Source organism: Bacillus sp. FSL R10-2780 (genome assembly GCF_038006125.1).
GTDB classification, from domain to species: domain Bacteria; phylum Bacillota; class Bacilli; order Bacillales; family Bacillaceae_G; genus Bacillus_A; species Bacillus_A cereus_U.
The window spans coordinates 4101876-4128020 of sequence record NZ_JBBOUQ010000001.1 but is presented as its reverse complement, the minus strand read 5'-3'; the positions used below and the strand labels follow the sequence as shown (position 1 = coordinate 4128020).

Below are 26145 nucleotides of genomic sequence, written 5' to 3'. Positions count from 1 at the left end.
TCCTTACGTGTACCGATAAACACCGCACTCATTTTCAATTATCAATAATGTATCATCAAAAAACAAAATTCTATCACTCATTATATCCACCACTTACGATGTTAATCCCTTGTTCTCTTTTTTAAATTTAAAGCATATATGTAACTGAAAAGGATTGGACAAAGGGGCGTAATATTATGTTTTTCTTTTTTATTACGAGTAAAAGGACATTTAAACACATTAGCTTAATAGTCGTACTTTCCTTATTTACAGCATGGCTACTCTTTTTAAAAACATATTCACATGAATCTGCTTTTTCAACTGCTACCGGCCCTAAAGTGATTTACAAAGGGGACACTGCAAAAAAACAAGTTGCATTCACGTTTGACATTAGTTGGGGAGACCAAAAAGCTATTCCAATCCTTAATACACTCAAAGAAAGAGAAATTAAGAATGCAACCTTCTTTCTCTCTGCTGCATGGGCTGAAAGACACCCTGATATTGTCGAACGCATCATGAAAGATGGACATGAGATTGGTAGTATGGGTTATAATTACACGTCCTACACTTCACTAGAAGCAAATGAAATACGAAGAGATCTTTTACGGGCACAAGATGTTTTTACAAAACTTGGCGTAAAACAAGTCAAGCTATTACGTCCACCTAGTGGCGACTTTAACAAAACGACTCTTAAAATAGCGGAATCACTCGGATACACCATCGTTCATTGGAGTAACAATTCAAATGACTGGAAAAATCCCGGCGTAAATAAAATCGTTTCCACCGTCTCTAGCAATTTAAAGGGTGGAGATATTGTCTTATTACATGCTTCTGATTCTGCCCTTCAAACAAATAAGGCTTTACCATTACTCTTACAAAAATTAAAGAGCGACGGATATGAACAAACATCTGTATCACAACTTATTTCCAACACAAGTACAAAAAGCGAAGATATTAAGTAATTCCTTTCCACACGGTTCTTCACACATAAAAAGCTCTGCTATCTTTCGTTAAGATAGCAGAGCTTTTTTTATCCTAGTGTTTACAGACGATAAGAATCTGGTTAATTAAAAACCCATTCTCTTCTCATTAAACTGACTTACTCTTTTGTCCAATTAAACGATGCAATACAAGTAACTGATATGCATTACATAATAGAAGTGGTATCACCATTAAATATAACCAATCTGTATCATTAATCCGAAGCGCTGGTACCCATTCAAGAATTGTTACAACAACCATAAAGAACAAAGCGGGAACAAATGCTTTTTTATTCGTTTCTTTACTCTTTATGTAAGCGACAATTGCCCCAAACACAAATAACATCCCAGCAACAAGTATGTTATTCCCTAACGAAACTTCCCCATTTGCAATAAGTACTGACCTTAAATAAACGAAATCAAACAATACGAACGCAATAAAGAACAGTTGCACTGCATTCCATAAAGAAGATGACCGAAACATCCCTAACCCAAAACGATGAATCGTTAAATATGCAAAGAACCCCATTTGACTTATAACACTAAAAATAAATCCTACGCCCATCAACCAAAAAGAAACTGCTAGAATCTCCTTTCCGTCAAAATTTTGAAAAAATTTAACGTACTTGTCCCACTCTAAAACAAAACCAATAAAGACTGTGCTAATCCCACCAAGAAACAACGTCGTAAAAAATAGTCGTACCCACTTGCGGCTATTCACAACACATCCCCCATTATTCTTATATTTCTAATTGAATTGTATCAATGACAATTTCAAAAAGCTAGCCATGTTAATGTATAAATTCCTTAAAGAGATTTATATTAAAAAAAGAGAACTTTGCTGAAAGGAGCTCCAACTTATGAAACGGATGCTGCTCGTTTTGATTTCTTCTTTTCTATTTATAGCACTAGTGGCATGTGCACAAGAAAAAGAAGCAAAATCCGAACTTGATTATGATCAAACCAAAAAAATGATTGTTGATATTTTAAAAACCGACCAAGGAAAAAAGGCGATCCAAGATGTATTAACTGATGAAAAAATGAAACAAGCCCTCATACTAGATGAAACAGTAGTAAAGAAAACGATTGAAGATGCGATGGTATCTGAAAAAGGGCAACAATTCTGGGAAAAGCTCTTTAAAGACCCTGAGTTCTCATCGAAATTTGCTAAAAGTATGGGAAAAGAACAAACGAACTTAATGAAAACTTTACTAAAAGATCCTGAATACCAATCAGGTGTTATAGAGATTATGAAAAATCCTGAAGTAGAGAAAATTATGTTACAAACAATGAAGAGTAAAGAATATCGTCAATATTTACAGCAAGTACTAACCGAAACTGCCGAAAGTCCGCTCTTCCAAGCTAAGATGATTGACATTATTAGTAAAGGTGTACAAAAAGCCGAAAAAGGTGGGTCTGATAAGAAAGGCGCAGGTGGTGAAGGCGGTTCTCAAGATGGGAACAAAGAACAACAATAAAAATTATAGTAATGAGCGGACAATGTATATATTGTCCACTCATTACTACTTTATTTTTGTGTAACAGCTGTTTTATCAATAACTGTCTCAGCTATCGTACGATAAATAAGACCCGTTGTATGTGTATCTTCATATACTGACGGCGCAAAGTCCTCTTTATTCCAATCAGGTTGTTGAAGTGGAATTCGGCCAAGTACATCCGTTTGGAGTTCCGTAGCTAGTTTATCTCCTCCACCTCTTCCAAACACATACTCTTTTTCACCAGTTGCTTTACTTTCAAAATACGCCATATTTTCAACAACACCAAGAATACTATGTTCTGTACGTAAAGCCATGGCTCCAGCGCGCGCTGCTACAAATGCCGCTGTTGGATGCGGCGTTGTTACAATAATCTCTTTACAAGCCGGCAACATCGAATGCACATCTAAAGCAACATCACCCGTACCTGGTGGTAGATCCAATACTAAGTAATCTAAATCACCCCATTCTACTTCTGTGAAAAAGTGATTTAACATTTTCCCAAGCATCGGTCCTCTCCAAATAACAGGTGCGTTATCTTCTACAAAGAATCCCATTGAGATTACTTTCACACCTAGACGCTCCACTGGTATTATCTTATCACCTCTTACGATTGGGCGTTTTTCTATACCCATCATATCCGGTACACTAAAACCATAAATATCCGCATCAATGATACCAACCTTTTTTCCTAAACGAGCTAAAGCAATTGCAAGGTTAACTGAAACAGTCGATTTCCCTACTCCACCTTTTCCACTTGCTACTGCTAAAAATGTTGTATTTGAGTTCGGTGATAATAAGGATTCACTTTTCTCTTCCTCTTGCGTTGGTGCAAACTGAGCTAATTCCTCTTCTGTAAATTCTGCAAAACGAAGTCCAACTGTTGTTGCTCCAAGTTCTTTTACTAACTTTACAATTCCAGACTGCAACTGCATTTGTTCCGCTGTACCTGTCTTTACAATTGCAATTTTAACACTTACATGTTCCTTCTCAGGCTTGACTGTTACCTCTTTAATTGCATTTGTTTCTTTTAACGTTTTATGTATAAACGGATCTACAATCCCTTCCAATGCTTCCACTACCTGCTCTTTTGTTACCATAATTAGCCCAGCCCCCTGTATGAAAAATAACGTAATGTTAATTAAATTTATCTCTCTTTATTTTTGAAATAAATGCGTTTACATTTCCAGTATAACATATTTTCGGAAAACTTCGTTAACGAGAGAAACTCGAAAAATCCTCCTTATTCTGGAGGATTTCCTTTTTCCGTAAAATAACGTAATATACCACGATATATTGCAGCCGCTACTTTTTGCTGGTATTTCTCCGAATTTAACATATATCTTTCATTCACATTCGATAAAAAGCCAGCCTCAATTAAAGCACCTGGTTTTTTGGCATACTTCAATAAATACACGTGAGGAATTGTTTTAGCAGAACGATTCGTATTTTCTAAGCTTGTTCTCAATTCAGCTTGTATAAATTTCGCAGCCCGTTCATTTTCAATCGAAGAACGATAATAGAACGTTTGTGCGCCCCTAGATCCACTACTAGTTAGGGCATTTAAATGAATACTCGCAAAAAAGTCTACATCAGGCTTATTAATGATCTCCACACGCTTTTTTAAATCCTCTGCTTTACGTCTACTATATGACTTTGTATCTTTATTAGCTAAATCATAATCTCCTTCACGCGTTAAAATGACTAAAGCACCTTGTTCTTGTAAATAATCTTGTACCTTTTTTGTAATCTCAAGCGTAATATCTTTTTCTACAATATCCTTTCCACCAACAGCCCCTCCGTCTGGACCACCATGCCCAGCATCTAGTACAATCACTTTCCCTGATAAGGGTAAATTCCAAGCTCGCCACGATTTTGTAATTTGAAATTCTTGTTTAACTAAAAAAAACAAAACAACCGCAGCGAGCGCAAAAGAGATAATTCGAATTCTCTTCATACCTTTCCTCCTCCAGCTAGTCCCTCTAATTACTTATATGGGACAAGAGGAAAGTTTATGCTTGTCTTAGTGTAGCTTTAATCGATATCTTCTTTCGCCTTTTTCATACCCTTCCTGCCACCACAAGCCGATAAACTGCTGGCAAGATTCAAAAAGCAATTCCTCGTCTTGCAACTTAATTTCACGTATAGTCATACTCGTTAAAAATTGAAATAACGTTTCAGTTAATTGTTGTTCTTCTTCTAAAGCCCTATATTTCACATCAAAGAATGATTCACCATGATAACCAAATTTACTGTATCTCGCTCCTAATAAATAAGATTCTATCCCTAGTTCAATACAATAATCTTCATACTGACGATGAAGTTCTTGCATCTGAAAGGCATCACGAATATTTGAACGCAATGTTTTTAATGATAATTCTCGCAGCATCTTCCGCTCGTATTTTAACTGCTTTTCTTTTTGTTTTTCTTGTAAGCTGACAATGACATTCATAGTACTTATAAACCTCCCTAATACGTATTAGTCTAAGCTTCTAAAGAAGAAGCATACGCAGGACGGTAGCACTAAAATATTCCAAGCTACAAAAATTACAAAAGAAGAATTAAACATAAAAAAACCCCAACCAAAATGGTTGGGGTTTGAAGTTCACAAAAATTAACGTTTTGAGAAATATACTTATCAATTTCAAGTATATTGAATCCACTTCAATCCATTTATATCAACGTTTTCAGAATTGTTACTTGGATAATAATGTATGACAGAGGATTGAAATTGATAATACTTGAACCAATTTGAACCAATTCTATAGATGCTAGTTGAATACAATATAAATTATTCTTTTTAATACTATTCTTGTTACACTACATGATGTTTATCTTACCATGGGAATTTCTTGGAAATATAAGCGACATTTGTAATTTTAATCTAAGAAAATCGGCACTTTTGAGAAATCTATCGAAAATAAACAACATATAAAGTGATGAAGTCGTCACTGAAAATAAAATTGGAGAACAGTTACATACAAACTAAAATAAATCTCTTGAAAAAAAAGGAGAGAGTTTTCTCAATTTAACAAACTTTTTTCTATTAGGTTAGAAAACTCCCCTCCGCATTTACAATTAAAGTATATTTTTTACTTTTGAATTAACACATTATATAACTCAAACAATTTGGCAACAGCACCACTCTCTGATGTTGTTCTTACATCCATGCCGTAGACTTCCATGACGGCTCTATCATTGTCTTGGTGAGCTTTTCTTAGTGCAGGTGGCATTGTTAATTCATCGTATAAATCGGCCAAAGAACTATTAGGATATAGTTTTCGTGCATCAAGAATTCCCTGGGCTGTTATTTCGATTTTCTTTTTATCTTTATCGGAAACTTTAGGCCATGGAAAATTATTATATACTACGTTTTTTGAATAACGATATCTTCCCTCTCTTCTTCCAGCTACTACTCTTACCCACGCCATATGGACATTGGAATTTAATAGACCAAAATAAAACATGTCAGCATTCGGAATAATTAAAGCCGGTGCAAGGGGAATGTGGTCTTTTCCAAAAAATCCCATAGGAATGTATTTTCTCTTTTCAGAAGAAACACTTGGAATCAACATATATTTTTCAGGATTTCTGGTTTCTCTAAATAAAGAAGGTGTGGCTGCTAATTTTTGTCTATCAGGAGCACCACTTAATCTACTCTTTTTGGTTTCCTCAATACGATTCATAACTAGTGGCATCTTCCGTATTATTGATGGTTCAACATTCTCTAGCCACAAACAATACCGTTTTTCATTATTAAGCATCTCGTTTCCGCCGATAAGCTCTTTGATATATTTTTTTGAATTCGGTTCTCTCTGGACAAAATCATTTAAATCAGATTCAGTGATAATTAAATTACCTCCATCAGCGGCTCTATTTCCAGAAACCATCTCTAAGATATCACAAATCGGTTTTGTCTTCGAATCTATAAAAATATTAGGCATATCAAGTAAGTAAGGATTAATATTCTTTGCTGGATATTTTAATGACCCGTCATAGATTTTTTTTTCTTTTTTTGACTTATTTTTATGACTGAAACCAATTATTACAACTTGGACTTGTGCAATATTACTGGATTCATTTCTCCATTGGATAGAACGATATGCAAAATCCATTTCAACTTCGCAATCTTCAAATAATGGTTTCCAAATATACGAAACTTGATCACCTTGAACGATAGAATTTGTTGCAACAAAAGAGACTGATATGTTCTTATTTTGGATATACTTAGCAGCTTGGATAAACCATCCTGCCACATAATCTATTTTTCCTGAACCTCTATAGGTTTTACCATTATTGTCAGTAAACACTGTTTTCAAATCTTTCTTTTGAACTTTAGTTTGATCAGAATAGCCTATAAACGGAGGATTGCCAATTATATAATTTAAATCCCGTTTATCAATTAGAGTATTCCAATTTATTGTTAACGCATTTCCTTCTTTTATATTTGTATAGGATTTTAATGGAAAAAAATCAGCTTCAGAAAAAATTAAATCCTTCGTTTTTTCGAACATCTGACTTTCCGCTATCCATAACGCTGTTTTAGCTACAGATACAGCGAAATCATTTATTTCCAAACCATAAAACTGATCAAGCGTTACTTTGATTAAATCTTCATTTGTATCTAGGCGAGCGTGGTCTCCGACTACTAGTAATAGAGCCTCATTTTCTAATTCTCTTAAGGATAAGTATGTTTCAGTTAAAAAGTTACCTGAACCAGCTGCAGGATCAAAAAATGTTAGATTACCTATTTTTTCTTGGAATGCTTGAGCTTTTCGTTTTATAGTGGCTGGTTGCTTAAACTGTTTTATCTCATTTAATTCTTCCTTCAATTCATCTAGAAATAACGGGTCAATCACCTTATGTATATTTTCAATAGATGTGTAATGCATTCCGCCTTCACGCCTTTGTTCTGGGTTTAGCGTACTTTCAAACACACCTCCAAAAATAGTTGGACTAATTTCTGACCAATTGAAGTCACTTGTTGCATTATCTAGAATTAGTTCTCGCAAATGATCTGTAAATTGCGGTATTTCGATACTCATATCTTCAAAAAGATTACCATTCACATAAGGGAATTCAGCAAGCTTTTCATCAAGATAAGAGTCTCTATCTTCCACTTTTGTGTTTAACACACGGAATAAATCAATTATCGCATTCCGAAAGTATCTTGTGTTGAAATCAATTAAGTAATCATGAAACATTCCTTTTTTCCCAAACAACCCAGCATCTTCAGCATAAAAACAAAATACTAAGCGTACACAAAGTTGATTTATGCTCTCTAAGCTGTATGGATTATCAGGATCATTATATTGTTCGAGAAGTTCATCATAAATTTGTCCTACTAGTTCTCCTGCCCGGATGGAAACTTTTGTTTCTTTTTCAATTTGTGTATTCGTTTTATCAATAAGTATTTCTAAACGATAATATTCATTCTCTAAATTTACTAATTCAACTATTGCGGGCTCGACATTAGGCTTCTCCATATCATAAATATAGAATTCTTTAAAATTTGATGTAATTATCCACCTAGGTCTTTTTGAATACGGTAATGTTGCAGAATAGCGCATAGCTTGTTGAAATGGTGTAAGTAATGAACCATCAGATTGACGAATAGCTTTAGTTAAATCTCTGTTACTTCCTTTTTGTTCAATTAAAACATTCGTTTTTTCAATATAGCCATCAATAAAACTTGTTCTATCCATCATATTAACTATTGAATCTTCAAACGCTATATATTCTCCAGGATTTTCAATTCCATAAACATTTCCTAGTAAATCCAACCAAAACGTTTGACTGTCTTGTCTTTCGTTTCCACGGTCTTTCCATCGCTCGCTGAATTCTTTAGCTACCTTTTTTCTTTGTCTGACATTCATAATTAATTGCCTCCAACATGTAATAATATGCAAAAAAATTTCCCAATTAATATTATTATATCAACTGCTAATTATTTAGTACACGGACAAAAATCGTAATAATCTAAGGTTTCACTCTTCTATACGCTTTACACTTAAATGATCACTAACTAATTATTCCTTTTTAATTATATTAAATCTTGAAGAAAAAAAGGGAGTCACTTCTCCCTTTTAAATATAGCCTCTTTCTTTCAGGCTCGTAAAACTGTTATCGCTATTTACCACTAAGTGATCAAGCACTCCGATACCAAGTAACCTTCCAGCTTCGACTAATCTCTTTGTAACGTTAATATCTTCATTTGTTATGTCACCACTTGGATGCTGATGTGCAACAATTACACTTGCTGCGTTATTGAGAATTGCTGATTTAAACACTTCGCGATCATCACGACCAATAAAGCGAGACGCTATCTTTGCTCCGTCTTCTGGGCTACGAATACTGTAATTAACTCCTACTTCTGCCTCTCGAATAATTTGTTCAATGCGAACTACTTCTAAAATGGTTTCCATTTGGATCAACATCTCTATAGTTTTTGACCTTTTAGGTCACCATATAGAGAATCTTTGCATCGATTAATGTCAAGTGGCGTAAGTAGCAAAGCTATCAAGTGATTCGTATATGTTTTGGGGAAGCCCAATGAATTCGGGTGCGTTAAAAGCGTAATTTGCTTTCTGCACACCCTTATCTTACTTGGCTGACTCATAACATCCGAAGAACGAAGACCCTTTACATAATCTTCTAATGCGTCTCCCCTTTACAGACGCATTAGAAGATTATAATTAGGAGAGCTGAAAAGTAAATACCCGTATTCAAAGGCAATAAAAAAAGTCTACCATGATTGTTAAATCCTTAATCACAATAGACTGGTTCTATAAAAGTAGCCGTTAAAGCTGATGTTATAACTACTTCATCTTATAAAATTCCCTTTTAAAGTTTTTACACTCCTCGCTTTCTTATTTGTCATTTTCAAATTCAATTTTTGTATAAACAATTTCTATTAGCTTATCTAGTTCGTCTGAAAATTTCCCTAGACTAATCTTATTGTCCAGTAATTGGCTGAATAAATCATATTGTTGTGAAAAAAAATGATTAAATAGAAAGTCTGCATTTGGATATTTTTCATAAAAATCCAAAGAGGCTTTAAAGAATGACGAATATTGTAAATCATTTAAATTACTAAAGCTTAAATTTTCTACTCTCTTTATAAGTTTCTTATGAAATTCTTCTACTTTGTTGTCTATCTTTTTATTTACTAATTCTGCCTCAATTTCATCAGTAGCTATTCCTGCAGGTAGTTTTTTTCGTATATAAAAATTCCCTTCATCGTCCATATAAAACTTTGAATTAGTTAGTTCACTATCGAACTTTTTTCCTAAAGTTGATTGTTCTAAAGGCTCTTCTAGTTCAATTTTTTGAAAGTAGAAGAATCGTTTTTCGTATTCATCTTCTTTTTCTTCAACAAATCCCTTTAAATATTCTGAATAGACATCTGCCCTTCTAAACTTTTCCAGAAATTCCTTCCCTGGAAGTTTATCTTTATATTTTTTTATAGTTCTAGGGTCTAGCGCTTCTTTAGTATTAAGAATCTCATCCAAATTATCCTCATAATCTTCTGTTATCTTTGTTGTAATTTTTTTTTCATACTTTTCCTGCTGCAGTATTTCTAAATATTCTTTATCCGCTAATTTTTTTTCAATTTTATCGCCATTCCCCAATCGTATTTCTCTCCCTTTGTCAAGACATCAAAAATAAATAAATAAAAAAAATGCATGCATTTTTCTACTGCTCATTTTAAATTATCATTCTCGTATAGGTTACATGAGTAGCAAACAAAGTGTATTACTCAAAACACCAAAAAGTGAGGTGATAAAAAATTCTTCCATACTATTATAAGTCATTGCAGTTATCAAAACATTAAAAGATTGGGGCGGAACTAAGATGGATATTTTGCTGTTATTGTTGTTTTTACTAGTAATATTAGTATTATTTCTTTATCAAAAATACCTTGGATTCGATGAAAAAAAAGTTTTACACCAATACTCTCCCGAATCATTACGGTGGTTCAAAAACAAAATAATATATCAAAGTTTAGAAGGCGAAATACAATCTGTATCTTTGAACCCTTCTGACGACAAATCTCTCTGTTATCAAAATGGTAATCGAATTTATAGTATGGAAATCATCCGAACATCAGATGTAGAAAATCTCCAAAAGGAGCTTTCTGTAAACGGAGACTATCTTAAAGACAAGCTACAGGAAGCATTACGTCAACAACATACGTTCGGACAAGTGCCTAATCTAAACGTTTTAGGAATGGCAGTTCAGAACGGAAATTTTATTATCGCAATGGAGTTAATAAAATGACTTTCTTCGCATTCTATGACCTGCAAAATAGAGGAAAGAAAATATTTATAGATTGGACAAAATTACCTCATGCCCTCATTACAGGGGCAAGTGGAGCTGGAAAAACCTATGCTAGCAAATATCTCTTAGCCTCTCTAGTAGCACAAAATCCAGAAATTGAGCTTTATGTTATTGATTATAAAGGCGATACAGACTTCGAACCTTTTGCAGATTTTCAGAATTGCTATCGTTACAATGAAGCAAAAGGCGGCATATTAAACTTTTTGGATAGATTTCATCAGCGACAAAATGGAGCAGATACAACAAGAACACCACTCTATTTATTTATTGATGAATTTGCTAGTTTTTTAACAGTTTTAGACAAGAAGGAAGCAGATGATTTTAAGAAGAAAATTGCAGAACTTTTGATGCTTGGACGAAGTTTCAATGTCCATATTATTATGGCGTTACAACGTGCTGACTCTTCGTACTTTGTGAATGGGGCACGTGATAACTTCCCTATTCGCTTAGGCTTAGGCAGGCTATCAGACGAGTCTAGACGCATGTTATTTCCCGATTTGGAAAAAGACGATTACATACCTTTGAAACGTGGAGAAGGATATTTACAAACGGATAGCTCGGACATGCTAAAAGTTTTTGTCCCAGAGTACAATATTAGACATGCTAATAGCTTAATAGCTAAGGGCCTTGGGAAGAAAAAGGAGAATATGATTTAAAAATATGTCCAAAGCTCTGAACGACCATAAAAGCTGAGCAATCCAAAGATATAGTAATTTTTTCAAGCAAATTAAAATTTCTTTGGTGAGAAAGGAGCCATAAATATGGCAAGCTATAGCATTAACTTGGAAGATTTATTAACTACAAACGCAGAGCCAAGGGAAAAATTCAAATACGTTAACGGTGAGCGTACTGAAACGGTTGATGGATATTCTTATCGACTCATCGATGTTTCAAATGGAGAAATCCTAAATATTACAATTCCACACAAAAAGAATCTAGTACCACAAACTTATGTGGAAATAATCAATGCGGTAGGAACACCTTTCGTTGCTAATAACAGAGCAACTTTAAGTATTAAGGCTGACGATATCCGTTTGATCGAATAGTAATCATCCTGTGATTGGGTGGCGTGCGGAGTCAAAGACTCAAAGCACGCTACCCAATCATAGAAAAAGTATTACAGATTGGTGCCAAAACGTTGAAAGCCTTTATTATCAAGGGGTGAGGGCTTGTTATCACCCCTTATTTTAAAAGTGTCAGTGTTGCCAATATATATGAAATGAGGTTAGTCCTATGGTTAAAGCCAAAAATATGATGTATGTCCAAAATTTAGAACACTTACCCTTTAAAGACTTAACAGAATGCTTAGAACATATTAGAAAAGAGCTAAACCCTACCAAATACGCTGGTATCCTTCACAACAAGGATATGAACGAAGATGGTTCTCTTAAAACACCTCACATTCATGTAATGTTACAATTTGAAAATGCCAGAAGCATTGACAATGTTGCAAAAATACTAAAGGATAGACCCCAATATATTCAACAATGGAAGGGAGACTCTACAAACGGTTACTCTTATTTGATTCATGCTACTACTGATGCCCAAGAACAACATCAATATGATGTCAATGAAGTAGAAGCCAGCTTTGACTACAAAGATTTAATAGAAAAAGCGAAAAAGCGCGTTAAATTTACCTTAACTGGAAAAGATGAATTGATTATCAAGGGACTACTAGACAAATTATATATAGGTGGAATCACCAAGGAAGAGGTAGAGAGACAACTATCAGGTTCACAATATGCGAAGGCTAAAACCCGTATTGACTCCGTTTATCAAAAGCGTATGAAAATTGTAGCAGATGAATGGAGAGAATACATGAGGGAAAATAATCTATCCATTGAAGTTATTTGGTTATATGGAGCTTCGGGCGTAGGAAAAACAAGGCTTGCAAAAGACTATGCTTCTAAATATGATGAAGACTATTTTGTTACTGGTTCTAGTAGAGATCCATTTCAGCATTATCAAGGTCAGAAAATTATTATTTTGGACGAATTAAGACCGTCTATATTTCAATACAGTGATTTACTAAAAATGCTTGACCCTTTCAATGATGATGTAATGGGAGCTAGTCGATATTTTGATAAACCACTTACAGCAAATATTTTTATTATCACTTCCCCATATAAACCTAGAGATTTTTATATAAAAATAATAGAGGACAATAAGAAATTTGACTTACATACTGATTCATTCAAGCAACTAGCAAGACGAATAAACTTAGTTTTGTACCTTGATAAAGATTCAATACAAATTGCTTTTTATGACAGCAAGCTAGATAATTTTTTCCTTGAAAAATCAAGCAAAGAACCGAATCCATATATTGAAGTAACAAAGAATGAGGATCTACTACAAATTTTGAAATCAGAAAAATTATATAAACAGGTACTCAATGGGATTAAAAATAAACCAGACAAAGTAAATAATAACAAGCCAAAAGACCATTCGCAAACTGTCTTATTCTAAGTATCTCTTTTTTCTCAAAAAAAGAACAGAGAGGAGTATCAACACATGGAAAACAAGGAATGTTTCCCTTTTCCGTATTTACTAACAAGAGAACAGGCATCCCGTTTTTTAGGAATAGACCCAAAATCATTTGATAAATATATTCGTTCAAATAAGCATCTTGAACGTTTCTTGATTGGTCGACAAGAACGATACACAATAAAGTCTTTAATAAATTTTATCGAGAGACACTCTGTTTAAATTACTAATAGTTGATAATATGCCAAATCCAGAATACAATACGGGTGTATTCAACTGGCATCTATCAACTATTTTTATGAGAGGGATTGATAGCATGGCTAGTATTATAAAAAGAGGAACATCGTATCGGGCGCAAGTTTCCTTATACAAACAAGGAAAACATAAAAAGCTTTCTAAAACTTTTCCGACAAAGAAGGAAGCACAACTTTGGGCATTAGAAATGGAATTAGCGAAAGGAGAAGGCAAAGAAATTGCACAAAGAACAACAACCTTTGCGGATTTTTTCGAGAATTGGATTTACCTTGTAAAAGTAAATGATGTTAAGGAAACAACATTTCAAAATTATGTTCGTACTTTAGGGGTTATCAGAAACTTATTTCAGGATATCCAACTAAAAGACTTAAATGATATTGTCGTTCAAAAGAAAATTGACGAATATGCGAAAACACATTCTCGAAAAACAACACATGAGGTTCTTCTTAAAATAAAAACATCTTTGCGTGATGCATATGCTCGTGGCTATATTTCAAATGATTTTGCTCGTCTAGTAAAAACACGTGGGGAAAATCCACCTAAGCGAAACAGAGCTTTATCTATAACCGAATTTAAAAAGCTTCGTAATTACGTTTTAAAGCATCCAGAAGAGGAATTTAACTTACTTGTATTACTTGCCTTAGAAACGGGTATGCGACGGGGGGAATTATTAGCTATTCGCCCAGAAAGTCTATATGAATACGGAATAGAAGTTAGGCACTCAATCAGTCCTACTTCCAATGATACTTCACTAAAGACACAAAATGCAAAACGTGATGTTTCTATAAACAAAGAAGTTTATCTCCTTATTAGCAAGATTCCTGTTAAGGAAAATGGTTATATTTTTGGCTTTGGCGGCTTTAAACAATCCGAACGATTAGCAGAGTTATTGAAAGGGTTAAACATTAAAAGAACTACCTTTCACGGTCTGAGAGATACACACGCATCTTTTTTATTTGCCCAAGATATAGATATTGCTTATGTTTCAAAAAGATTAGGACACATAAACATTCAGACAACGCAAAATTATTATCTGGAATTAATGCCAGAAAAAAAGCACCAGCAAGATGCCGATGCTTTAAATCTGTTAAGTTCTTTATGAGGTTTAAGCTGATTTGCACCAACTTGAACCAAAAAACTTTTGTAAACGTTGATGCAATAAGAAATTGATTAACGTTTTGAGAACTGAGGTGCACGACGTGCGCCTTTAAGACCGTATTTTTTACGCTCTTTCATACGTGCGTCACGAGTTAATAGACCTGCACGTTTTAATGTTAGACGGTATTCTGGATCAGCTTTTAATAAAGCGCGAGAAATACCGTGACGAATAGCACCAGCTTGACCAGTGTATCCACCACCATTTACGTTTACAAGTACATTGTAGTTACCTAAAGTTTCTGTTGCAACTAGAGGTTGTTTCACTACTTCACGTAATGCAGCAAATGGGATATAGTTTTCAAAATCACGACCGTTAATAATAACGCGTCCTTCGCCTGGAACTAGGCGTACGCGCGCTACTGAACTCTTACGACGTCCAGTGCCATAGTATTGAACCTGTGCCAAAGTAAGCCCTCCTTTAATTAATTATCCGCGAAGTTCGTAAACTTCTGGTTGTTGTGCTTGGTGTGGATGCTCTGCTCCAGCATACACGTTTAATTTCTTAGACACTTGACGTCCTAAACGTCCTTTTGGAAGCATGCCTTTAATTGCAAGCTCTAACATTTGTACAGGGTAGTTTGTACGCATTTCTAGAGCTGTTCTTTGCTTAAGTCCACCTGGGTGGTTAGTGTGACGGTAGTAAATTTTATCGTTTAATTTATTACCTGTTAAATGAATTTTCTCAGCGTTAATAATAATTACATGATCACCCGTGTCAACGTGTGGTGTAAATGTAGGTTTGTGTTTACCACGTAAAATGGATGCTACTTCAGTAGATAGGCGACCTAAAGTTTGACCTTCAGCATCAACCACATACCATTTACGCTCAACTTCGTTAGCTTTTGCCATAAAAGTCGTACGCATGTGTTTCCCTCCTCGTTATCTTTTCCATAGAAAAAATCTATTGTTTATCTTAAACACGATTTCCTTCCGGGGCTAATCGTGGTTTTAGAAACAATACCATATGTTATGATATACTTTTGAGTTTCTAATGTCAAGCAAATGTTACACCAGGATTAGTTGTTATAGTTTACCTGCCATAAGTAAAGTCCATGACCTGGAGCCATCTTTCCAGCAAACTGGCGATTTTGTTTCGCTAAAATCTCTGGAATACTATCAGGATCAAGCTTTCCTTGGCCTACGCTAAGTAACGTACCAACAATAATTCTGACCATATTATATAAAAATCCATTACCTACAAAGCGAAAAATTAATTCATCGTCTTGCTCAATTAATTCGATTTCATAAATTGTTCGCACTTTATCTTTTTTGTCAGTTTTTGCCGAACAAAAAGAAGTAAAGTCATGCGTTCCAATAAAATAAGGAATCGCTTTTCTTATAGAGTTTATTTCGAGCGGATATGGATATTGATATACATAATTTCTACGAAATACATCCGCAGTCTTTGATAATAATACACGATAGCGATATTCTTTTTTCTCGACACCGTAACGTGCATGAAATTCTTCTGTTTTTTTCTCTACCTGCCTGATAATAATATCATCCGGCAACATTGTATTTAAAGCATTACTCCATTGCCACTCTTCAAGAGACAAAGGTGTATCAAAGTGTATCACTTGTCCTTTGGCGTGAACGGTAGAATCCGTTCTGCCTGATGCCTGCACACGAACAAGTTCTCCTTTATGCAACTTCTGCAATGCTTTCTCTATTTCTTGTTGAACAGTACGATGCTGTGGTTGAATTTGGTAACCACAAAAATGAATGCCATCATATGCAACTGTACATTTTATTCTTTCCATTTCTCTATTCTCCATTACGACCGCACCCATGCCAAAATACAAGCTAAACAAAGTAAGCTTACAATTGTTACTGTATCACTTATTTTCCAGCGTAGTTGCCTAAATTTAGTACGTCCTTCGCCACTTTTATATCCACGAGATTCCATCGCAATCGCTAAGTCCTCTGCACGCTTAAAAGCACTGATAAATAGTGGAACGAGTAGTGAGATAATAGCTTTCATCCTATCTTTTATCGGTCCTCCAGCAAAATCAATACCACGTGACGCCTGCGCTTTCATAATTTTACTCGTTTCATCCATTAATGTGGGGATAAATCGAAGAGAAATTGACATCATTAATGCGATTTCATGAACAGGAACTTTCATACGCTTCAACGGCTTTAATAACGTCTCTAAACCATCTGTAATCTCAATTGGTGTCGTTGTTAACGTTAATAATGTCGTCATTAAAATAATAACGAAAAATCGTATAGAAATGTAGATCCCTTGCTCTAATCCTTTTTCATGTATCGAAAACCAACCAAGCTGGAATAGTACTTCCCCTTCTTTATTTGTAAAAATATGCAGGAAAAATGTAAAAAGAAAAATCCATAAAATTGGTTTTAAGCCCGAAAGCACATAACGAATCGGCACTTTTGCAAAAAATAAAGCAATGAGTGCATATAAAAATAAAAATCCATATGAAATCGCATTATTTGCTAAGAAAACAACAAATACATATAAAAAGACAATCAACAGCTTCGTACGAGGATCAAGTTGATGAATGAGTGACTGACCTGGAATGTATCTCCCAATAATCAACTGCTGCATGATTCATGACCACCTTTTCGTAACACCTGCACAACTTCATGAGTAAGATCCTCTAAAGATAAGGTAGCCTTCGAAATTGAAATACCAAACTTCTCTTCAATTGCACGTTTATACTTTAAAGACATTGGAAGATCCACACCGATTTGTTCTAATTCATCAGCATGTGAAAATACTTCCTCTGCTCTTCCTTGCAAAAAGACCGTTCCTTTATGCATGACCACTATTTGATCTGCATACTTAGCGGCATCCTCCATATTATGGGTAACAAGAATGACTGTAAGCCCCTGCTCCTTATGCAAATTGTAAAACATCTCCATGAGCTCGTGCTGTCCTTTCGGATCAAGCCCTGCTGTAGGTTCATCTAATACAAGCACTTCGGGTTCCATCGCAAGTACACCTGCGATTGCAACACGCCTCATTTGCCCACCGCTTAATTCAAACGGAGAACGTGCTAATAACTCTATGTCCAATCCAACAAGCTGGATTGCATCTTTCGCCTTTTGTTTCGCCTCTTCTTCAGATACACCAAAATTAGTAGGCCCAAAACAAATGTCCTTTTCAACTGTTTCTTCAAATAGTTGATGTTCTGGAAACTGAAAGACAACCCCTACTTTTTTTCGTAGCGGCTTAAGTTTCTTCTCTTTCTTCCCTGCTGAAATTAAATGTTCACCAATTTGAACCGTACCATTTGTCGGCTGCAATAAACCATTTAAATGTTGAATCATCGTCGACTTACCTGAACCAGTATGACCGATAATGGCATAATAGCCCCCACTTGGAAACGACACGTCTACATCATAAAGTGCGCGTCTTTCAAATGGAGTTTTATATTGATAACGATGTTCTACTTTTTGGAATGTAATCTCCAAAGTTCGTTCACCAAGCTTTCCATTGTAAGATGCGTATTTTGCAAGTGAATTTCATTTCTTTTTAATAATTCTGCTATTTTCACCGAAAAAGGTACATCTAATCCAATCTCTTGGAGCATATGAGAGGATTTGAAAATTTTCTCTGGAATACCTTCCTCTAATATTTCTCCCTTGTTCAAAATAATAATACGGTCTGACTGTGCCGCTTCTTCTAAATCGTGCGTAATCGATAACACCGTAATACCCTTTTGATTAACAAGTTGTCTGACCGTTTCTACTACTTCACGTCTCCCCTGAGGGTCTAACATTGAAGTTGCTTCATCTAGTATTAAAATAGATGGCTGAAGTGCTAGAACACCTGCTATTGCGACTCGCTGCTTTTGTCCACCAGATAACGAATGGGGTTCTTCATTTAAAAAATCTTCCATACGGACAAGTTGCAGAGCTTGTTCTAGTCTTTCTATCATCTGCTCCCTTGGCATTCCGATGTTCTCTAGGCCGAATACAACGTCATCTTGTACTGTCGTTCCAACAAATTGATTATCTGGATTTTGAAATACCATCCCAATTTGCTTTCGAACATCCCATACTGTTTCCTCTGATAAAATCATTGTATCATTTAAAGTAATTGTCCCTGATTCCGGTAAAAATAAGCCATTCAATAATTTTGCAAGTGTAGACTTCCCTGAACCATTTTGTCCAATAACAGATACCCATTCTCCTTCATATAAGGAAAACGAAACATCTTTTAATGCATAAGAGGCTGCCCCAGGATATTGAAATGATATATTTTCTGTCCGAAGTTTCTCTTTTTTCAATACAAGGCACCCTTTCTTCCGCCAAGTTAGCCTATTTTTTTATACTTAAAAAAAAAGGGCCATGACCAGTTACTTGAAAAGAACTGTCCTGCCCTTTTAATCATCATTATACTAACTCGATAATTACCATTGGTGCTGCGTCTCCGCGACGTGGACCAATTTTTGCAATACGAGTGTATCCGCCTTGGCGCTCAGCATAGCGTGGAGCTACATCAGCGAATAATTTTTGAAGTGCATCTTGACCAGTCTCAGCGTTAGCAACCTCATTACGGATGAAAGCTGCTGCTTGACGACGAGCATGAAGATCTCCGCGTTTACCTAAAGTGATCATTTTTTCCACTACAGAACGAAGTTCTTTTGCACGAGTTTCTGTCGTTTGGATGCGCTCGTTGATAATTAAATCAGTAGCTAAATCACGTAACATAGCTTTACGTTGCGCACTTGTACGGCCTAATTTTCTGTATGCCATTCGTAGTTCCCTCCTTTGTTGATGGGTTTAAATCCTCAGTCGTCTTTACGTAAACCTAAACCTAATTCCTCAAGTTTATGTTTAACTTCTTCTAGGGATTTACGTCCTAAGTTACGAACTTTCATCATATCTTCTTCTGTTTTGTTCGCAAGCTCTTGTACAGTATTAATTCCTGCACGTTTTAGGCAATTATAAGAACGAACAGAAAGATCTAGTTCTTCGATAGTCATCTCAAGAACTTTTTCTTTTTGATCTTCTTCCTTCTCGACCATAATCTCAGCATTTTGTGCTTCGTCAGTTAAACCAACAAAGATATTTAAATGCTCAGTTAAGATTTTGGCACCTAAAGAGATAGCTTCTTTTGGCCCGATGCTTCCATCCGTCCATACATCAAGCGTAAGCTTATCATAATTAGCCACTTGTCCGACACGTGTCTTTTCCACTTGGTAAGTCACACGTGATACTGGAGTATAAATAGAATCAATAGGAATTACTCCTATTGGTTGATCTTCGCTTTTATTTGCAACAGCTGGCGTATACCCACGGCCACGCTTTGCAGTTAAACGCATGCGGAAATGCGCATTTTTTGCTAACGTTGCAATGTGTAAATCTGGATTTAAGATTTCAACATCACTATCGTGAGTAATATCAGCAGCTGTGACAATACCTTCGCCCTGTACATCGATTTCCAACGTCTTCTCTTCTTCAGAGTAGATTTTAAGAGCTAACTTTTTCAAGTTTAAGATCATCGTAGTAACATCCTCTACTACGCCCTCTACTGTTGAAAATTCGTGTAAAACGCCATCGATTTGGATAGCAGTTACAGCGGCACCAGGGAGTGAGGATAAAAGAATACGACGTAAGGAGTTACCCAAAGTAGTACCATATCCACGCTCAAGCGGTTCAATCACGAATTTGCCATACTTAGCATCTTCGTTAAGTTCAACCGTTTCGATTTTCGGTTTTTCGATTTCAATCATTAACTAAACCCTCCTTCAAAACGTCGAAACCCCGGTTAAACAAAGGAAGAACCTCTGTTTAACCGAAAGTCCCCCTTAGGCAGTTCCCGATTGTGCACAACAAGCGATGTTTCTGTACGAAATTTCTCGATAATGCATCATATCCATTATAGACAAAAGGGAAAATTCTATACAGAAAAATTACACACGACGACGTTTTGGTGGACGACATCCATTATGAGGAACTGGAGTAACATCTCTAATTGCTGTTACTTCTAGACCTGCCGCTTGAAGAGCACGAATTGCAGCTTCACGACCAGCACCAGGACCTTTAACAGTAACCTCTAAAGTTTTTAAACCATGCTCCATTGCAACTTTAGAAGCAGCTTCAGCAGCCATTTGCGCAGCGAATGGAGTAGATTTACGAGATCCACGGAAACCAAGTGCACCAGCACTAGACCAAGAAAGTGCGTTACCGTGAGTATCTGTAAGTGTTACGATTGTGTTGTTGAAAGTAGAACGAATATGAGCTATACCAGCTTCAATATTCTTTTTCACACGTTTTTTACGAGTGTTTGTTTTACGTGCCATTGTTAGTTCAACCTCCTTTACTTATTATTTCTTTTTATTTGCTACTGTACGACGTGGACCTTTACGTGTACGAGCATTGTTTTTAGAGTTTTGACCACGAACTGGTAAACCACGACGGTGACGAAGACCACGGTAAGAACCGATCTCCATTAGACGTTTAATGTTAAGAGATACTTCACGACGAAGGTCTCCCTCAACTTTAATACGATCGATGATATCACGGATACGTCCTAATTCATCTTCCGATAAATCACGAACTCGTGCTTCCGAAGAAATACCAGCTTCTGTAAGAATTTTTTCAGCAGTTGGGCGACCAATGCCGAATACGTAAGTTAAAGAAATAACAACGCGCTTGTCACGAGGAATATCTACACCTGCGATACGTGCCATTATGAATGCACCTCCTTCTGATTAACCTTGTTTTTGTTTATGTTTAGGGTTTTCACAAATAACCATTACTTTTCCACGTCTACGAATAACTTTACATTTTTCGCAGATTGGTTTAACTGACGGTCTTACTTTCATGTCTCGAACCTCCTTAAAGATTACGGAGTGCTATATTATTTAAAACGGTACGTAATACGACCACGATTTAAATCGTACGGAGATAATTCTACCGTAACTTTGTCTCCTGGTAAAATACGAATGAAGTTCATACGGATTTTACCAGAAACGTGAGCCAATACGACATGCCCATTCTCTAATTCTACTTTGAACATAGCATTTGGCAACGTTTCAAGAACGGTACCTTCGACTTCAATTACATCATCTTTAGCCATTCAATAGTTCTCCCTTCTTCAAATCAGTAACATTTTACACTGCTCTGAAATCCCGGAGAGCCAGCTACTTATAAAGTGGTAAGGATTTCGTATCCTGCTTCTGTAAGAGCAATCGTGTGCTCAAAGTGGGCACACCATTTACCATCTACCGTTACCACTGTCCAGTCATCAGATAGTGTTTTTACATATCGTCTTCCTTGATTCACCATCGGCTCAACACAGATGACCATTCCCGGCTTTAATCTAGGGCCTCTATTTGGTGGACCATAGTGCGGGATTTGAGGGTCCTCATGTAAGTCTTGCCCGATTCCGTGACCAACATACTCCCTAACGATCGAGAATCCATTCTCTTCAGCATGGGTTTGAACCGCATGTGAGATATTTGATAATCTTTCGCCTGGTTTTACTTGTTCTAGACCAAGATACAACGATTTTTCTGTGACATCAAGTAACTTTTGAACAGATTCAGAAATGTTTCCAACTGGATATGTCCATGCAGAATCTCCATGGTACCCATTGTATTTCGCACCAATATCGATACTGATGATATCGCCCTCTTCGAGCTTACGCTTCCCTGGAATCCCGTGTACAAGCTCTTCATTTACAGAAGCACATATGCTCCCCGGAAATCCGTTATATCCTTTAAAAGATGGCATAGCACCATATTTTCGAATCGTCTTTTCCGCTATTTGATTGAGCTCTTTCGTTGTAATTCCTGGAGTAATATGTTGTTTCAACTCTTGATGAGTTAAAGCAACGATCCTGCCAGCTTCTCGCATGATTTCTATCTCGCGAGGAGTTTTGCAGATGATCATTACGCTAAGCACCCGATGAGAACATCGATATCAGCAAATACTTTATTGATATCTTGCTCACCATTAATGCTTTCTAAGTAACCAAGCTCCCCGTAGAAATCAAGCAAAGGTTTTGTTTGCTTAATATTTACATCTAAACGATTTGCTACAGTTTCCTCGTTGTCATCAGAGCGTTGATATAATTCGCCACCACATTTATCGCACACATCAGCTTTTGCTGGCGGATTGAATTCTAAGTGGTAAGTCGCACCGCACTCTTTACAAATGCGACGACCTGTAAGGCGTGTTAATAACAACCCTGAATCCACATTAATGTTTAAAACATAATCGATTTTTTTGCCAAGATCTTTCATAATCTCTTCAAGAGCTGATGCTTGTGCAACAGTTCGTGGGAAACCATCTAATAAGAATCCTTTAATACAGTCTTCTTGACTTAAACGTTCACGAACAATTCCGATTGTAACTTCATCTGGAACAAGCGCACCTTTATCAATAAAAGATTTTGCTTGTAAACCAAGTTCAGTTTCAGCCTTCATAGCTGCACGGAACATATCTCCCGTTGAGATGTGAGGGATGTTATACTTGGCAACAATCTGTTCGGCTTGTGTACCTTTACCAGCACCAGGAAGCCCCATTAAAATTAAGTTCATCCTTGTTCCCCCTCAGTACATGAGCATGTAGGGAAGATAATTCTTCCCACTTACTCACTGCTTGATAAACCCTTTGTAATGGCGTTTTACTAATTGGCTTTCTAGCTGCTTCATTGTTTCTAAAGCAACGCCGACAACGATTAACATACTCGTTCCGCCAATCTGTGCAGATGGAGGAAGATTTCCCAATTTCGTAAAGATAACTGGTAAGATTGCAATCGCTGCTAGGAAAATTGATCCCACAAAGGTCAAACGATACAAGATTTTTGTTAGATATTGTTCTGTATTCTTACCCGGACGAATACCTGGAACATATCCACCTTGCTTGTTTAGATTCTCTGACATTTGCTCTGGATTAACCTGAACAAATGCATAGAAGTATGTGAAGGCCACAATGAGCGCAACATATATGATCATTCCCACTGGGTGAGAATAGTTAAAGTTTGCAATAATCCACTGCGATACATCATGTTTCGGGAAGAACTGTGCAATAGTTGGAGGCGTAATTAAGAATGAAACAGCAAAAATGACTGGAATAACACCCGCACTATTTACCTTAAGTGGTAAATGAGTGTTTTGTGCTCCAGCATGATTCCCATTCCCTCCTGTTACACGCTTCGCGTATTGAATTGGGATCTTTCTAACAGCCTGTTGAATGAAAATAACACCAACAATAACTGCTAGCACAGCTAGTAAAATCAATGCAACTTTAACGATACTCATGAACAATTGATCTCCGATATTTTGAAACTGTTGTTGATACACTTGAGATATAACACTTGGGATCGCTGCGGCAATACCACCAAAGATAAGAATGGAAATACCATTACCTACACCTTTAGATGTAATCTGTTCACCTAACCACATTAAAAATGCAGTACCAGCAGTCAGTACCGTAGCAATGTATAAATAAGTGCTCCAACCTGGATTCAAAATTAATTGCCCACCTACCATACCGTTAAAACCGATTGACATACCAAACCCCTGAATAAACGCAAGAACAATTGTAAAGTAACGCGTGAATTGCGTTAGTTTACGACGGCCCATTTCGCCTTGCTTCGACCATTCCGAAAATTTAGGAACAACATCCATCTGCAATAATTGCACGATGATGGATGCTGTAATATACGGCATGATTCCCATCGCGAAGATGGAGAAGTTCTTCAAGGCGCCACCGCCAAATGTATTTAGGATACCTAAGGCATTTAATTGATCTTGTGCTTTCAGTACGTCTCCATTTGTAAATGGCACTGGGATAAACGTGCCAATTCTGAATACGACTAACATCGCTAAAGTGAATAATATTTTACGTCTTATCTCAGCAACGCGCATAAAGTTGGAGATTGTACGAAACATTAGATCACCTCAACTGATCCGCCAGCTGCTTCAATTGCTTCTTTAGCACTTGAAGAGAACTTGTGCGCTTTAACAGTTAATTTTTTCTCTACTGCTCCGCTTGCAAGAATTTTAACACCGTCGTTTAATTTGCTGATAACGCCAGTTTCCAGCAATAATTCAGGTGTTACTTCTGTACCATCTTCAAAACGATTTAACGTTGATAAGTTTACAATAGTAAACTCTTTACGGTTAATGTTTGTGAAGCCGCGTTTTGGTAAACGACGGAATAGTGGAGTTTGACCACCTTCGAAGCCAAGACGAACACCGCCGCCAGAACGTGCGTTTTGTCCTTTATGACCTCTACCAGCAGTTTTACCGTTACCAGAACCGATACCACGACCGACACGGTTACGTACTTTACGAGAACCTTCTGCAGGTTTTAATTCATGAAGTTTCATTCCCAGGCACCTCCTTATATTAATGAGTTATCCTTAAGCTTCTTTTACAGTTATAAGGTGAGAAACTTTGTTGATCATACCAAGAATAGCAGGAGTTTCTTCCTTAACTACAGTTGAATTCAACTTTTTAAGACCTAAAGCTTCTACCGTCGCACGTTGATCTTGTGGACGACCAATTACACTACGAGTGAGGGTAATTTCTAACTTTTTCGCCATTTGTTTTCCCTCCTTAACCTAGTAGCTCTTCTACAGATTTACCGCGTAATTTTGCAACATCTTCAGCGCGCTTAAGTTCGCTTAATCCGTTCACAGTAGCGCGAATCATGTTGATTGGTGTGTTAGTACCAAGAGATTTCGAAAGAATATCTTGTACACCAGCTAATTCTAGTACCGCACGAACAGGTCCACCAGCAATAACACCAGTACCCTCAGCAGCAGGTTTTAAGAATACTTCACCAGCTCCAAAATGACCGTTGATTGTGTGTGGAATTGTTGTACCAACTAATGGTACTGCGATTAGGTTTTTCTTAGCGTCTTCGATAGCTTTACGGATTGCGTCTGGTACCTCTTGTGCTTTACCAGTACCGAATCCAACATGACCGTTTTTATCGCCAACTACAACTAGTGCAGCAAAGCGGAAACGACGACCACCCTTAACAACTTTCGCGACACGATTTATCGTAACTACACGTTCTTCAAGTTCTAATTTACTTGGGTCAATGCGTTGCATCAATTTTCCCTCCTTTGACCATTAAAATTGTAATCCAGCCTCACGAGCAGCTTCAGCTAGAGCTTTAACACGGCCATGGTATAAGTAACCACCGCGATCAAATACTACTTCTTTAACGCCTTTCTCTACAGCACGCTTAGCAACTGATTCTCCAACTTTCGTAGCAGCTTCAGTATTGCTAGTACCGTTAAGAGCAAGGTCTTTATCAAGAGTAGATGCACTTACTAATGTTACACCATTTACATCATCAATAACTTGAGCGTAAATATGTTGGTTAGAACGGTACACGTTTAAACGTGGACGTTCTGCAGTACCAGTAAGTTTAGCACGTACACGTGCATGTCTTTTCTTACGAGTCGCATTTTTAGCAGCTTTAGTGATCATTCTTGTCACTCCTTTCTTTCACCT

Annotated in this window: 34 protein-coding genes; 8 read left to right on the top strand and 26 right to left on the bottom strand. The window is 36.5% G+C overall.

The window, feature by feature from the left end; genetic code table 11:
- Positions 1-176 precede the first annotated feature (176 nt).
- Positions 177-941, top strand: a complete 765-nt coding sequence (gene pdaB / locus NSQ47_RS21545; protein ID WP_002063440.1) for a polysaccharide deacetylase family sporulation protein PdaB — start codon at positions 177-179, stop codon at positions 939-941.
- A 127-nt stretch (positions 942-1068) separates the two neighbouring features.
- Here the strand turns inward: pdaB and kbaA are convergent, their stop codons facing one another.
- Entirely contained in the window at positions 1069-1680 is a 612-nt protein-coding gene (gene kbaA / locus NSQ47_RS21540; protein WP_016103304.1) for a KinB signaling pathway activation protein KbaA, read from the bottom strand.
- Positions 1681-1819: 139 nt separating this feature from the next.
- On the opposite strand from kbaA, the gene gerD reads away from it, so the two are divergent.
- A complete protein-coding gene (gerD, locus tag NSQ47_RS21535) occupies positions 1820-2437 on the top strand; it encodes a spore germination protein GerD (RefSeq protein WP_078180865.1) in 618 nt (205 codons plus the stop codon).
- 50 nt (positions 2438-2487) lie between these two features.
- Here gerD and NSQ47_RS21530 read toward each other — a convergent pair whose 3' ends face one another.
- From NSQ47_RS21530 to NSQ47_RS21505, 6 genes are all read right to left on the bottom strand, one after another.
- Complete coding sequence (locus NSQ47_RS21530) at positions 2488-3555, bottom strand: Mrp/NBP35 family ATP-binding protein (protein ID WP_002159599.1); 1068 nt, start codon at positions 3553-3555, stop codon at positions 2488-2490.
- Positions 3556-3698: 143 nt separating this feature from the next.
- On the bottom strand, positions 3699-4412 hold the full coding sequence (gene cwlD / locus NSQ47_RS21525; protein ID WP_078174991.1) for an N-acetylmuramoyl-L-alanine amidase CwlD: 714 nt from the start codon (positions 4410-4412) through the stop codon (positions 3699-3701).
- 66 nt (positions 4413-4478) lie between these two features.
- Positions 4479-4907, bottom strand: coding sequence for a DUF2521 family protein (locus NSQ47_RS21520; protein ID WP_002113330.1), 429 nt, complete (start codon positions 4905-4907; stop codon positions 4479-4481).
- 640 nt (positions 4908-5547) lie between these two features.
- On the bottom strand, positions 5548-8331 hold the full coding sequence (locus NSQ47_RS21515) for a DNA methyltransferase (protein WP_341037965.1): 2784 nt from the start codon (positions 8329-8331) through the stop codon (positions 5548-5550).
- A 210-nt stretch (positions 8332-8541) separates the two neighbouring features.
- The gene (locus NSQ47_RS21510) at positions 8542-8880 is read right to left on the bottom strand and encodes a JAB domain-containing protein (RefSeq protein ID WP_341037964.1); all 339 of its coding nucleotides are present in this window, start codon (positions 8878-8880) and stop codon (positions 8542-8544) included.
- A 444-nt stretch (positions 8881-9324) separates the two neighbouring features.
- On the bottom strand, positions 9325-10086 hold the full coding sequence (locus NSQ47_RS21505) for a hypothetical protein (protein ID WP_341037963.1): 762 nt from the start codon (positions 10084-10086) through the stop codon (positions 9325-9327).
- Positions 10087-10309: 223 nt separating this feature from the next.
- Between NSQ47_RS21505 and NSQ47_RS21500 the strand changes: the two genes are divergently transcribed.
- The 6 genes from NSQ47_RS21500 (at position 10310) to NSQ47_RS21475 (ending at position 14636) form a co-directional block, all read left to right on the top strand.
- Positions 10310-10735, top strand: a complete 426-nt coding sequence (locus NSQ47_RS21500) for a hypothetical protein (protein ID WP_341037962.1) — start codon at positions 10310-10312, stop codon at positions 10733-10735.
- Positions 10732-11451, top strand: a complete 720-nt coding sequence (locus NSQ47_RS21495; protein WP_341037961.1) for an FtsK/SpoIIIE domain-containing protein — start codon at positions 10732-10734, stop codon at positions 11449-11451. Before NSQ47_RS21500 ends, NSQ47_RS21495 begins: the two co-directional genes overlap by 4 nt.
- Positions 11452-11556: 105 nt before the next feature.
- Positions 11557-11841 carry a hypothetical protein gene (locus NSQ47_RS21490; RefSeq protein ID WP_341037960.1) on the top strand — a complete coding sequence of 95 codons (285 nt, stop codon included), beginning with the start codon at positions 11557-11559 and terminating at the stop codon, positions 11839-11841.
- A gap of 187 nt (positions 11842-12028) precedes the next feature.
- Entirely contained in the window at positions 12029-13261 is a 1233-nt protein-coding gene (locus tag NSQ47_RS21485; RefSeq protein WP_341037958.1) for a Rep family protein, read from the top strand.
- Between the two features lie 45 nt (positions 13262-13306).
- Complete coding sequence (locus NSQ47_RS21480; protein ID WP_341037957.1) at positions 13307-13501, top strand: DNA-binding protein; 195 nt, start codon at positions 13307-13309, stop codon at positions 13499-13501.
- A gap of 94 nt (positions 13502-13595) precedes the next feature.
- Positions 13596-14636 carry a site-specific integrase gene (locus NSQ47_RS21475; RefSeq protein WP_341037956.1) on the top strand — a complete coding sequence of 347 codons (1041 nt, stop codon included), beginning with the start codon at positions 13596-13598 and terminating at the stop codon, positions 14634-14636.
- Positions 14637-14704: 68 nt separating this feature from the next.
- Here the strand turns inward: NSQ47_RS21475 and rpsI are convergent, their stop codons facing one another.
- The 19 genes from rpsI to rplR all read right to left on the bottom strand — a co-directional run bounded on the left by rpsI (position 14705) and on the right by rplR (position 26121).
- Complete coding sequence (gene rpsI, locus NSQ47_RS21470) at positions 14705-15097, bottom strand: 30S ribosomal protein S9 (protein WP_002009728.1); 393 nt, start codon at positions 15095-15097, stop codon at positions 14705-14707.
- A 21-nt stretch (positions 15098-15118) separates the two neighbouring features.
- Positions 15119-15556: a 50S ribosomal protein L13 gene (gene rplM / locus NSQ47_RS21465; RefSeq protein WP_002029337.1), complete on the bottom strand. Its 438-nt coding sequence runs from the start codon at positions 15554-15556 to the stop codon at positions 15119-15121.
- 152 nt (positions 15557-15708) lie between these two features.
- Positions 15709-16452: a tRNA pseudouridine(38-40) synthase TruA gene (gene truA / locus NSQ47_RS21460; RefSeq protein ID WP_002124694.1), complete on the bottom strand. Its 744-nt coding sequence runs from the start codon at positions 16450-16452 to the stop codon at positions 15709-15711.
- Between the two features lie 14 nt (positions 16453-16466).
- Complete coding sequence (locus tag NSQ47_RS21455; RefSeq protein ID WP_002091546.1) at positions 16467-17261, bottom strand: energy-coupling factor transporter transmembrane component T family protein; 795 nt, start codon at positions 17259-17261, stop codon at positions 16467-16469.
- The gene (locus NSQ47_RS21450) at positions 17249-18130 is read right to left on the bottom strand and encodes an energy-coupling factor ABC transporter ATP-binding protein (protein WP_002113327.1); all 882 of its coding nucleotides are present in this window, start codon (positions 18128-18130) and stop codon (positions 17249-17251) included. The genes NSQ47_RS21455 and NSQ47_RS21450 overlap by 13 nt, the downstream gene beginning before the upstream one ends.
- The gene (locus tag NSQ47_RS21445) at positions 18106-18948 is read right to left on the bottom strand and encodes an energy-coupling factor ABC transporter ATP-binding protein (RefSeq protein ID WP_204209846.1); all 843 of its coding nucleotides are present in this window, start codon (positions 18946-18948) and stop codon (positions 18106-18108) included. The genes NSQ47_RS21450 and NSQ47_RS21445 overlap by 25 nt, the downstream gene beginning before the upstream one ends.
- A 106-nt stretch (positions 18949-19054) precedes the next feature.
- Positions 19055-19417 (bottom strand): 50S ribosomal protein L17, encoded by a 363-nt coding sequence (gene rplQ / locus NSQ47_RS21440; protein WP_000331490.1) that lies wholly within the window; start codon positions 19415-19417, stop codon positions 19055-19057.
- Between the two features lie 35 nt (positions 19418-19452).
- Positions 19453-20397 carry a DNA-directed RNA polymerase subunit alpha gene (locus tag NSQ47_RS21435; RefSeq protein WP_002091540.1) on the bottom strand — a complete coding sequence of 315 codons (945 nt, stop codon included), beginning with the start codon at positions 20395-20397 and terminating at the stop codon, positions 19453-19455.
- 180 nt (positions 20398-20577) lie between these two features.
- Positions 20578-20967, bottom strand: a complete 390-nt coding sequence (gene rpsK / locus NSQ47_RS21430; RefSeq protein WP_002009745.1) for a 30S ribosomal protein S11 — start codon at positions 20965-20967, stop codon at positions 20578-20580.
- 24 nt (positions 20968-20991) lie between these two features.
- Positions 20992-21357 carry a 30S ribosomal protein S13 gene (gene rpsM / locus NSQ47_RS21425; protein ID WP_002159602.1) on the bottom strand — a complete coding sequence of 122 codons (366 nt, stop codon included), beginning with the start codon at positions 21355-21357 and terminating at the stop codon, positions 20992-20994.
- A gap of 21 nt (positions 21358-21378) precedes the next feature.
- Positions 21379-21492 (bottom strand): 50S ribosomal protein L36, encoded by a 114-nt coding sequence (rpmJ, locus tag NSQ47_RS21420; RefSeq protein ID WP_000868344.1) that lies wholly within the window; start codon positions 21490-21492, stop codon positions 21379-21381.
- Between the two features lie 35 nt (positions 21493-21527).
- Positions 21528-21746, bottom strand: a complete 219-nt coding sequence (gene infA, locus NSQ47_RS21415; protein WP_001029884.1) for a translation initiation factor IF-1 — start codon at positions 21744-21746, stop codon at positions 21528-21530.
- Positions 21747-21814: 68 nt separating this feature from the next.
- Complete coding sequence (gene map, locus NSQ47_RS21410; RefSeq protein ID WP_341037955.1) at positions 21815-22561, bottom strand: type I methionyl aminopeptidase; 747 nt, start codon at positions 22559-22561, stop codon at positions 21815-21817.
- Positions 22561-23211, bottom strand: a complete 651-nt coding sequence (locus NSQ47_RS21405; protein WP_002091536.1) for an adenylate kinase — start codon at positions 23209-23211, stop codon at positions 22561-22563. Before NSQ47_RS21405 ends, map begins: the two co-directional genes overlap by 1 nt.
- A 54-nt stretch (positions 23212-23265) precedes the next feature.
- Positions 23266-24567, bottom strand: coding sequence for a preprotein translocase subunit SecY (gene secY, locus NSQ47_RS21400; RefSeq protein WP_002091534.1), 1302 nt, complete (start codon positions 24565-24567; stop codon positions 23266-23268).
- Positions 24567-25007, bottom strand: coding sequence for a 50S ribosomal protein L15 (gene rplO / locus NSQ47_RS21395; RefSeq protein WP_002009754.1), 441 nt, complete (start codon positions 25005-25007; stop codon positions 24567-24569). The genes secY and rplO overlap by 1 nt, the downstream gene beginning before the upstream one ends.
- Positions 25008-25040: 33 nt before the next feature.
- Positions 25041-25223 carry a 50S ribosomal protein L30 gene (gene rpmD / locus NSQ47_RS21390; RefSeq protein ID WP_001085231.1) on the bottom strand — a complete coding sequence of 61 codons (183 nt, stop codon included), beginning with the start codon at positions 25221-25223 and terminating at the stop codon, positions 25041-25043.
- A gap of 13 nt (positions 25224-25236) precedes the next feature.
- Positions 25237-25737: a 30S ribosomal protein S5 gene (gene rpsE / locus NSQ47_RS21385; RefSeq protein ID WP_002063426.1), complete on the bottom strand. Its 501-nt coding sequence runs from the start codon at positions 25735-25737 to the stop codon at positions 25237-25239.
- 21 nt (positions 25738-25758) lie between these two features.
- Complete coding sequence (gene rplR, locus NSQ47_RS21380) at positions 25759-26121, bottom strand: 50S ribosomal protein L18 (RefSeq protein WP_002009761.1); 363 nt, start codon at positions 26119-26121, stop codon at positions 25759-25761.
- Between the last annotated feature and the right edge of the window lie 24 nt (positions 26122-26145).

Bases quoted from the DNA above. Each gene is read 5' to 3' on its own strand.
- infA (WP_001029884.1), bottom strand. From the start codon at position 21,746: ATGGCTAAAGATGATGTAATTGAAGTCGAAGGTACCGTTCTTGAAACG.
- rpsE (WP_002063426.1), bottom strand. From the start codon at position 25,737: ATGCAACGCATTGACCCAAGTAAATTAGAACTTGAAGAACGTGTAGTT.
- rpsM (WP_002159602.1), bottom strand. From the start codon at position 21,357: ATGGCACGTATCGCAGGTGTAGATATTCCTCGTGACAAGCGCGTTGTT.
- gerD (WP_078180865.1), top strand. From the start codon at position 1,820: ATGAAACGGATGCTGCTCGTTTTGATTTCTTCTTTTCTATTTATAGCA.
- truA (WP_002124694.1), bottom strand. From the start codon at position 16,452: ATGGAAAGAATAAAATGTACAGTTGCATATGATGGCATTCATTTTTGT.
- rpmD (WP_001085231.1), bottom strand. From the start codon at position 25,223: ATGGCGAAAAAGTTAGAAATTACCCTCACTCGTAGTGTAATTGGTCGT.
- secY (WP_002091534.1), bottom strand. From the start codon at position 24,567: ATGTTTCGTACAATCTCCAACTTTATGCGCGTTGCTGAGATAAGACGT.
- NSQ47_RS21520 (WP_002113330.1), bottom strand. From the start codon at position 4,907: ATGAATGTCATTGTCAGCTTACAAGAAAAACAAAAAGAAAAGCAGTTA.
- NSQ47_RS21530 (WP_002159599.1), bottom strand. From the start codon at position 3,555: ATGGTAACAAAAGAGCAGGTAGTGGAAGCATTGGAAGGGATTGTAGAT.
- map (WP_341037955.1), bottom strand. From the start codon at position 22,561: ATGATCATCTGCAAAACTCCTCGCGAGATAGAAATCATGCGAGAAGCT.
- NSQ47_RS21435 (WP_002091540.1), bottom strand. From the start codon at position 20,397: ATGATTGAAATCGAAAAACCGAAAATCGAAACGGTTGAACTTAACGAA.
- NSQ47_RS21515 (WP_341037965.1), bottom strand. From the start codon at position 8,331: ATGAATGTCAGACAAAGAAAAAAGGTAGCTAAAGAATTCAGCGAGCGA.
- NSQ47_RS21405 (WP_002091536.1), bottom strand. From the start codon at position 23,211: ATGAACTTAATTTTAATGGGGCTTCCTGGTGCTGGTAAAGGTACACAA.
- cwlD (WP_078174991.1), bottom strand. From the start codon at position 4,412: ATGAAGAGAATTCGAATTATCTCTTTTGCGCTCGCTGCGGTTGTTTTG.
- NSQ47_RS21485 (WP_341037958.1), top strand. From the start codon at position 12,029: ATGGTTAAAGCCAAAAATATGATGTATGTCCAAAATTTAGAACACTTA.
- NSQ47_RS21510 (WP_341037964.1), bottom strand. From the start codon at position 8,880: ATGGAAACCATTTTAGAAGTAGTTCGCATTGAACAAATTATTCGAGAG.
- NSQ47_RS21500 (WP_341037962.1), top strand. From the start codon at position 10,310: ATGGATATTTTGCTGTTATTGTTGTTTTTACTAGTAATATTAGTATTA.
- pdaB (WP_002063440.1), top strand. From the start codon at position 177: ATGTTTTTCTTTTTTATTACGAGTAAAAGGACATTTAAACACATTAGC.
- rplQ (WP_000331490.1), bottom strand. From the start codon at position 19,417: ATGGCATACAGAAAATTAGGCCGTACAAGTGCGCAACGTAAAGCTATG.
- NSQ47_RS21480 (WP_341037957.1), top strand. From the start codon at position 13,307: ATGGAAAACAAGGAATGTTTCCCTTTTCCGTATTTACTAACAAGAGAA.
- NSQ47_RS21455 (WP_002091546.1), bottom strand. From the start codon at position 17,261: ATGCAGCAGTTGATTATTGGGAGATACATTCCAGGTCAGTCACTCATT.
- rpmJ (WP_000868344.1), bottom strand. From the start codon at position 21,492: ATGAAAGTAAGACCGTCAGTTAAACCAATCTGCGAAAAATGTAAAGTT.
- NSQ47_RS21490 (WP_341037960.1), top strand. From the start codon at position 11,557: ATGGCAAGCTATAGCATTAACTTGGAAGATTTATTAACTACAAACGCA.
- rpsK (WP_002009745.1), bottom strand. From the start codon at position 20,967: ATGGCACGTAAAACAAACACTCGTAAAAAACGTGTGAAAAAGAATATT.
- rplR (WP_002009761.1), bottom strand. From the start codon at position 26,121: ATGATCACTAAAGCTGCTAAAAATGCGACTCGTAAGAAAAGACATGCA.
- NSQ47_RS21495 (WP_341037961.1), top strand. From the start codon at position 10,732: ATGACTTTCTTCGCATTCTATGACCTGCAAAATAGAGGAAAGAAAATA.
- NSQ47_RS21475 (WP_341037956.1), top strand. From the start codon at position 13,596: ATGGCTAGTATTATAAAAAGAGGAACATCGTATCGGGCGCAAGTTTCC.
- rplO (WP_002009754.1), bottom strand. From the start codon at position 25,007: ATGAAACTTCATGAATTAAAACCTGCAGAAGGTTCTCGTAAAGTACGT.
- rplM (WP_002029337.1), bottom strand. From the start codon at position 15,556: ATGCGTACGACTTTTATGGCAAAAGCTAACGAAGTTGAGCGTAAATGG.